This is a genomic window from Hominiventricola aquisgranensis (assembly GCF_040096225.1).
GTDB lineage: Bacteria > Bacillota > Clostridia > Lachnospirales > Lachnospiraceae > Hominiventricola > Hominiventricola aquisgranensis.
Genome location: NZ_JBBMFC010000079.1, coordinates 1 through 7,983 on the forward strand (window position 1 = coordinate 1; position 7,983 = coordinate 7,983).

Annotated in this window: 9 protein-coding genes and 2 pseudogenes; 1 reads left to right on the plus strand and 10 read right to left on the minus strand. The window is 38.9% G+C overall.

The window, feature by feature from the left end; all coding sequences use genetic code 11:
• The coding region (locus WMO62_RS15790; protein ID WP_349145278.1) for an IS110 family transposase at nucleotides 1–406 on the minus strand (406 nt) is incomplete at its 3' end.
• Nucleotides 407–788: 382 nt separating this feature from the next.
• Here WMO62_RS15790 and WMO62_RS15795 point away from each other — a divergent pair.
• A pseudogene (locus WMO62_RS15795) lies at nucleotides 789–1,346 on the plus strand (transposase); the annotation flags it as partial.
• On the opposite strand, the gene WMO62_RS15800 reads toward WMO62_RS15795, so the two are convergent.
• The 9 genes and pseudogenes from WMO62_RS15800 to WMO62_RS15840 form a co-directional block, all read right to left on the minus strand.
• Entirely contained in the window at nucleotides 1,283–1,681 is a 399-nt protein-coding gene (locus WMO62_RS15800; RefSeq protein ID WP_349145284.1) for a transposase, read from the minus strand. The pseudogene WMO62_RS15795 and the gene WMO62_RS15800 sit on opposite strands and share 64 nt — an antisense overlap.
• Nucleotides 1,636–1,764, minus strand: a complete 129-nt coding sequence (locus tag WMO62_RS15805) for a hypothetical protein (protein WP_349145280.1) — start codon at nucleotides 1,762–1,764, stop codon at nucleotides 1,636–1,638. The genes WMO62_RS15800 and WMO62_RS15805 overlap by 46 nt, the downstream gene beginning before the upstream one ends.
• A 54-nt stretch (nucleotides 1,765–1,818) precedes the next feature.
• The gene (locus tag WMO62_RS15810) at nucleotides 1,819–2,130 is read right to left on the minus strand and encodes a hypothetical protein (RefSeq protein ID WP_349145281.1); all 312 of its coding nucleotides are present in this window, start codon (nucleotides 2,128–2,130) and stop codon (nucleotides 1,819–1,821) included.
• A complete protein-coding gene (locus tag WMO62_RS15815; protein ID WP_040446298.1) occupies nucleotides 2,084–2,572 on the minus strand; it encodes a uroporphyrinogen decarboxylase/cobalamine-independent methonine synthase family protein in 489 nt (162 codons plus the stop codon). Before WMO62_RS15815 ends, WMO62_RS15810 begins: the two co-directional genes overlap by 47 nt.
• On the minus strand, nucleotides 2,526–2,897 hold the full coding sequence (locus WMO62_RS15820; protein ID WP_005360252.1) for a transposase: 372 nt from the start codon (nucleotides 2,895–2,897) through the stop codon (nucleotides 2,526–2,528). Before WMO62_RS15820 ends, WMO62_RS15815 begins: the two co-directional genes overlap by 47 nt.
• A gap of 151 nt (nucleotides 2,898–3,048) precedes the next feature.
• Entirely contained in the window at nucleotides 3,049–3,921 is an 873-nt protein-coding gene (locus tag WMO62_RS15825) for a DegV family protein (RefSeq protein WP_147602558.1), read from the minus strand.
• 80 nt (nucleotides 3,922–4,001) lie between these two features.
• A complete protein-coding gene (locus WMO62_RS15830; RefSeq protein ID WP_243104279.1) occupies nucleotides 4,002–5,219 on the minus strand; it encodes an AI-2E family transporter in 1,218 nt (405 codons plus the stop codon).
• Nucleotides 5,219–7,840, minus strand: a complete 2,622-nt coding sequence (locus tag WMO62_RS15835) for a cation-translocating P-type ATPase (RefSeq protein WP_349145283.1) — start codon at nucleotides 7,838–7,840, stop codon at nucleotides 5,219–5,221. The genes WMO62_RS15830 and WMO62_RS15835 overlap by 1 nt, the downstream gene beginning before the upstream one ends.
• Before the next feature lie 57 nt (nucleotides 7,841–7,897).
• A pseudogene (locus WMO62_RS15840) lies at nucleotides 7,898–7,983 on the minus strand (CDP-alcohol phosphatidyltransferase family protein); the annotation flags it as partial.

A 7,983-nucleotide genomic window follows, 5' to 3' on the forward strand; every position in this document is an offset into this window, starting at 1 on the left:
TCAACAGATCTGATACCATCGGTGTAATGTGGAACCATATAATATCCCTATTTGGTATGTAACTTGCTTTTACTAATCCATGGCGTACCAGATCGGCAATCCACTCTGCATCTTTTACATCCGTCTTACGTCCGGGAACTCCTTTGATATGCTGCGCATTCACAACCATGATCGGTATCTGTTCTTCTTCAAATATATTATATACAGGTTTCCAATAAGAGCCCGTACTTTCCATGGCAGCCATCTCACAATCTGTTTCTTTCAGCCACGAAACTAATTGGAGAATATCTTCCGTCATTGTTGAAAACTGACGGATTTCTTTTTTTCTGACACTCGTAAAAATACAGGCTACCATCATATTTTTATGAATGTCAATCCCACAACACCGCTTATACAATACTTCCATAAAGCAAACCTCCTTCGCATAAGCCGATGCAGCTCCTTGCTTAATTGTTGGCTGTCCTGCGTCCTCATCAAAACCCGATGGAAACAAAAAGTGGTACACCTAAGGAGCTGAAAATCAGTCTGTCGGACGGGCTTGTAAGCACCAATCCCCTTCCGATCTTATTCGGCACCTTAAGTATACCACTACATAACGTATAGCTAGTATCCAGTTTTCATTTATTGTGGTGAGATTTTCTCATGATTGTCTGTCGGGAAATAGATAGTTCCAAAACAGAGAGGGTATGGCTCACAACGAGTCATACCCTCTCTGAATTTATCTGAAAAAAGAAAAAAGATGGCTAATGACAACCATCTTTCTCTCCGTTACATGTTATAATGTAACTATGCTAACCAATAATTATTATAATGATTTTTTTGAATTAGGGCAACAGAAAATTAACTTTAGTTTCTTCGAATTGAGTTTACCTGACGACGATCCAGTCTATACCCTGAAAAAAGTGATGGAGGAATTAGATTTTTCTGGCTTGTTAGCCAATTGTTCAGATAAGGGAAGAACCGGGTACAATCCAATCATGATGTATGCTGTAGTTACCTATGCAAATATGCGGGGAACACGTTCTGTTGACCGTATTGTTGATCTGTGTGAAAGAGACCTTGCTTTTATCTGGCTGACGCGCGGAAAAAAACCGAAATGTGATGCTTTTTATGACTTTAAAAACAGGAAGTTGACATCTGATGTCCTGGATGACCTGAATTACCAGTTTATGCGGCGGCTGCAGAAAGAAGGGCTGGTCACATTAAAAGAACTTTTTATTGACGGTACAAAGATAGAGGCAAATGCGAACCGTTATACTTTTGTATGGCGCGGAAGCATCAATTACCATCTTGCAGGCCTCCTGGATTCTATCGACCAGCTTTTTGGAAAATATAATGCTTTTTTATAATCTAATAGCTTTTGAAAATCTAATGCTGCTATTTTAAATCCGAAGAATAACCGGGTACGTTTTTTGCCATGCACAGGTATCTTGTCCACATGATATCTTCGACGAAGAAGAGAGGGAATTGCTTCTACTCCATTTCTAAATTTTGCATATTCAGAAAATTCTTCCGTCTGCATGTACTGTAATTGTTTTGCACGACCAACGGATTTCCAAGATACTTCCTTTCGGACTCGTGTTTTTAGAAAACGCGGCTGACACCGTTCTTTGTAAGGACATCCTTCGCAGTCACTTATCCGAAAATACGCAACGGAACGCTCATTGCCTGGATCATAGATACAGTCTTCAGGTACACGATTATTCTTACATTTGATGAGATATTTTCCATCATCAGTAAAAACAAAATCAGCATATATTTCATCTGGTTTGCGTCCTGTGAAATTGGTTGTAACAAGTTTTAGATTATGTTCAGATGCTAAACGTGAGTTCTCTTCTCCGCTGTATGCCCCATCGGCAACAATAAAAGAACCATCAGAAAAATCTTTTTCTCATTAAGATAATCTTTCATAAACTGATTATCTGCGTAGGTATTTTGCTGGTAATCGTAGACAATGACCAGACTGCTTTTTTCTCCGACAGCTTCAACTACGTTTCCAACGTATCCAAGATGTCTGCCACCTGCTTTATAGCGGAAAGTGGCTTCTGGATCAGAAGGATTAAGCAATACTTCTGAAGGATTTTCAACTTCCTCTTTTTTGTCGAAGCCGCCTTGAGCCACCATCATCAATGATTGTGCGTTCCTTTAATAGGCGAATAAGAAGCTGATATTCACTTGTATCATCAAAATCACCGGTTGAATCACAAATCTTTATCAAGATATCTGCATCTTTCATCACAACAACGTTTCTCTCAGTTGCATCCATATCCCGCTTGTGATAAATGCATTTATTATAATCATCTTTTTTAATATAATGATATTGTTCATCCGGAATTTTTGTTCCACGCTCATCCATTATTTTGCAAAGATTAGCAACACAAGTATAAAACAATTCAAGCAATGAGAGGTTTCTGATATTTGCAGCAACCATTAAACTGTCCATACGTTGTTTATCCGGAGTGATATCCATAAAATCAGATATTTCTTTTGCCATTTTTACAACACATTCATGAATAAGATCAACATCATGCTCTGTTTCCTCTTGCTCTAAACCTGCTGAGGGTTCTGTCACTAATTGGCTGCTCTTCAAAACTGGTTGTGTGCAGTGCATACTGATAGCGGATATCAAATGCCATAGCTTCAACGATCTCATCGTCAGTAACATTAAGAGCTTCTTTAAGAATCAGTGCCCCAACAATCACATTGACCGGAGTATTAGGTCTGGATGCTTTTTTACTGTAAAGAACAGAAAAAATATTTTCATCAATAGCAGGAAAAACTTTGTCTGCAAAAGTATTTGCCCATGATTTTTCTAACATTCGTTTTTCGCGTTCTGTAAGATTAAAAGTACTGTCTAAAACAGTAAGCTGTTGATTATCATTTTTAACAAAAGACATATAGATCACCTCATAAAATGCTACCTACATTTTACCAAAGAATCCAATGTTTTTACATATCGTGTTAAGTTTTCAAGGTACAAATTTATATCAAAGGCTATAAACCTTTTGACACCCTAATCTTTTATTTTATCTTCTCCGGAGCAGTTTTTTACACTGGCTTACAGGTGCATCCGATTCCCAGTCCATCCGGACCGATATGACAGGACAAACCGAAGGAAAGTTTATCACACATGACTTCCATTCCCGGGAAACTTTCTTTAATCTGGTTTACCCATTCTTCTGTCACTTCATCGGTACTGCTGGACGCCGCCATCAGGTACACTTTACCCGCAGCATATTCTTCTCGGAAATTCGTTTCCAGCTCATGCTTCATTGCATCGATCATAACTTTACGTGATTTCTTCATACCACGGCATTTCTGGTAGATATCAAGCTTTCCTGTGCTGAAATGCATAACAGGTTTGATATTCAGGACATCTGCTGCCAAAGCTGTCACAGAGCTGACTCTTCCTCCTTTTTTGAGATATTTCAGTGTGCTGAGCCCGATATAAATTGTCATTTTTTCTCTGGTTTCTTCAAGAATTTTCTTGATTTCGACTACACTGTATCCTTCTTCTGCCATTTCTACTGCATCAAGAACAGAACGATGCATCGGGGTTGCCACACGACCGTTATCTACGACAAACACCTTACCGGCAAATTCATCTTCATTTGCCATGGCTTCTGCTGTCATACAGGACCCACTTAAAGCACTACTAAGAGGAATATAAACAATCTCCTCATATTCTTTCAGCATCTCTTTCCACATATCCATAACTTCTGTTGGTGACGGCTGAGATGTAGATACATCTACGCCCTTTCGAAGCATATCATAAAATTCATCTCTGGAAAGATCTACTCCTTCACGATACACTTTCTCTCCGATATAAAAGGGCATCGGTAGTACCTTAATTCCGAGTCTCTGCGCTTCTTCGCTCAAAATTCCACTGTGGCTGTCTGTCATGATTCCTATTCTCTTCATAATATCTTCTTCCTTTGTAATCTATTTTTATAACGTCTTAATAATCGGCATTACACTTCATTTATATTTGTATCATATCATTATTTTTCATTCGGCACAGTAAAGGATGACGCAATTTCCTCCTCCGCATACTCTTCCACATCCGTTCTCGTTACTCGTTTTATATGTTGTTTTTTTAGGCGCAGATATACGAACTCCCGGAATATAGTATAAAATACCGATACAAGTGGAATGAAAATCAGCATACCTATAATTCCCATAAGATTTCCGCCGATTGTAACTGCCGCCAGTACCCAAATTGATGGAAGTCCTACTGATCCGCCAACCACATGAGGATAGATCAGATTACCTTCTATCTGCTGCAAAAGCAGAAAAACTATAATAAATAAAACTGCCTGTTTTGGATTTACCATAAAGATCAGAAAACTTCCCACGGCACAGCCAATAAAGGCTCCAAAGATAGGAACCAATGCGGTAAACGCGATCAAAATTCCAATTAAAAGTGCATATGGCATTTTTAAAATACTTAGCGTGATAACAAACATCGTTCCGAGAATTACTGCTTCCAGACACTGCCCTGCAAGAAAATTTGCAAATGTCCGATATGTCAGCGAACATATGTTAAGAATTGCATCTGCTTTTTGTTTTGGAATAAAAGCGAAAATCACTTTTCTTACCTGTAAATGTAATTTTTCCTTCTGAAAAAGAATATAGCATGCAAAGGAAAACGAAATAAAAAAGGTCGCTAATCCACTGGCAATGGAACCTACTGCTGACATCGTCGTATTCATCATATTTCCGACTCCGTTTCCAAGAAGACTTATTCCCCATTTAATTGCCTGATCAGGCTGAAACTGCAGCTGATCTACCAATTTCATAATATCCTGATTATCATGTGAAAATTCCCGAATCCAGTTTTGCATCTGTGGAATAAAATCTGAAATACTCGTCATCAGATTTCCCATGGTCTGTGTAAGCTGTGGAATCACACCAAACATTACCAATACCATTACACCTGCTGCCAATATAATTGTAAGAAGCAGGCTTATCGGTCTCGCAGCTTTTTTTCCTATTTTATTATTTTCTTTTATCTTTCCGAGCATTTTCTTTTCCAGGAAACTCATTGGTACATTAATCACAAAGGCAATTGCACCACCAAGCGCAAAAGGAAACACAATTTTCCATATTGACTTCAGCACTTCAATCACCACATCGAATTTCCACAAAGCAACTACAAGAAATGCCGTAAACACAATCAGTTCTCGAATTTTTTTCATAGAACATCTACTTAAATCCACTATCTTTCCCCTCTTTTTCTTAGTTTCATACGTATACACTTAAGTAATTGAATAATCAGAAGGCTTGCAAAAGCATATAAATATACACATCCAAGCTGCATCAGATTCAACGTTTCCACTTTGAATAAGTTATGGAAACCAGGAACCGTCAGTACTGTTGTAATGAGTACTGCACCTAACACAAATGCTCCCTGAAGCCACTTGTTATGAAAGAGACCTTTTGTAAAAATGACCGGATGATCTGATTTGCAATTATATCCATGAAACAAACGTGCCAGACAAAGAGTTCCAAAAGCATACGTGCTTCCAAGCAATGTACCATTCTGGTTGTATCCTGTCAAAAAACTGATCATTGTCATTGCTCCAATTACCAAACCTTCCAGACCGATTTTGCTAAGAAAATCTTTTGTCAATATCGACTCATCTGCCAATCTCGGTTTTTCACTCATCACTTCACTTCTATCCGGCTCTAAGCCTAACGCAATTGCCGGAAGACTATCCGTCAAAAGATTAATGAAGAGTAAATGTACTGGTGCAAATGGCACCGGAAGTCCTGCAATCGATGAACAAAGAACGGTTAAAATTGCTCCGAAATTTCCTGACAAAAGAAACTGTATCGCATACTTGATATTCTGATATAAGTTTCGTCCATTTTCCACTGCTTTTACGATTGTTGCAAAGTTATCATCTGTAAGTACCATCGCTGCTGCATCTTTCGCAACTTCCGTTCCGGTCATTCCCATTGCAACACCAATATCTGCCTGCTTTAATGCCGGTGCATCATTGACACCGTCTCCTGTCATTGCCACAATCATTCCTCTTTCCTGCCATGCCCGAACAATGCGAATTTTATGTTCCGGTGACACTCTTGCATACACAGAAATATTTGAGACAAATTCTTTGAGTTCCTCGTCACCCATATTTTCTATATCTGCCCCTTCACAGGCTTCCGATAAATCATGTAATATTCCAACTCTCTTTGCAATTGCTGCTGCTGTAATTTTATGATCTCCGGTGATCATAACCGGTCGAATTCCCGCTTTTATACATTCCGCTACCGCAGCTTTTGATTCTTCTCTCGGAGGATCCATCATCGCAATCAAACCAAGAAATACTAAGTGATCCTCATCTTGTATCGTTAATGTGTGATTCTTAGGAATTTCACGATAGGTAAAAGCCAATACTCTTAAACCTTCCATCGAAAATTCCTGATTTTGACGTTGTATTTTTTCTTTATCTTCCTCAGTAATTTTTCGAATTCCCTCTTTCGTCCAGATTTGCTCTGTACGTTCCAGGAGCTTGTCGACTGCACCTTTTACAATCATTTGATTTTTACCATCTATCAGGTGAAGTGTTGACATCATCTTTCGATCACTGTCAAATGGCAGTTCTCCATTTCTTGGATAAAGCTTTCTTACGCTTGCCGCCTCTATCCCATATCGACTTCCAAGATTAATCAATGCTGTTTCTGTTGGATCTCCAATTTCTACTCCATTTTCATTTGTCGAATCATTACATAGAATACTGTAATTTAAAAGACATTTTTGTGCCTGATCTGATATATCAATTGCCTCTGCTGAAATTCTTTTTCCATCTATATAATAATCTTCAACCGTCATTTTATTCTGTGTGAGCGTTCCTGTCTTATCCGAACAAATAATAGAAACACTTCCAAGTCCTTCTACCGCCTGTAGTTTACGAATGATTGCATGCTCTTTTGCCATCTTCTGTGTTCCGAAAGAAAGTACAATTGTCACGATAGAACTTAGCGCTTCAGGAATTGCTGCTACTGCAAGTGCTACTGCAAACATAAATGCACTGCTGATCTTTTCACCGCGGAACACATTTATTGCAAATAAGAGTCCGCAAAATACCAGAATCATAATAGAAAGCTTCTTTCCAAAGACTTCCAAACTCACCTGAAGTGGTGTCTGTTTTTCCGAAGTTGACTTCAAAAGTCCTGCAATCTTTCCGACTTCTGTCTGCATTCCTATATCCGTTACAACAGCTTTCCCACGCCCATACGTTACAAAACTACCGGAAAATAACATATTTGTCCGATCACCAAGTGGCGCTTCCGTCAATATTGTATCCATGTTTTTCTCAACTGCAAGACTTTCTCCTGTAAGAGCACTCTCATCAATCTTAAGACTTGCATTTTCAATCAGTCTTCCATCAGCAGGAATCATATCTCCTGCTTCAAGCAGTATCACATCTCCAACAACCAGTTCTCTTGCCGGAATTTGAACGACTGTACCATCACGCAATACTTTTGCCTCCGGGCCAGAAAGATTCTTTAAACTCTGCAGAGATTGTTCTGCTTTTACCGTCTGTATTGTTCCCAAGATTGCATTGATCGTAATAACCGTCACGATAACTGCCGCACTTTCCACATCTCCAAGCATACCAGATATGATTGCTGATGCAATTAGAATCAGTACAAGAAAATCCTTATACTGTTCAAAGAAAATCTGCAGGATACCTTTCTTCTTTCCTTCTGTAAGTTCATTCCACCCACACTTTTCTCTGGATCTTTTCACCTGTTCACTCGTAAGCCCAGATTTCTTGCCATTCACCCTTTCAAGAACCTCTTCTACCGTCTGCTGATAAATTTCCTTCATCACTTCCGCCTCCTCGTTCTCCTAAATATTTTTCTAGTCATTGCAATATAAAATTGCTTATACAGTCTCTCCCTTAAGAGTCCTGGTATTCTGGATAATATACAGAGCGACCGATATGACCATCATTATAGCGCACAAACCAA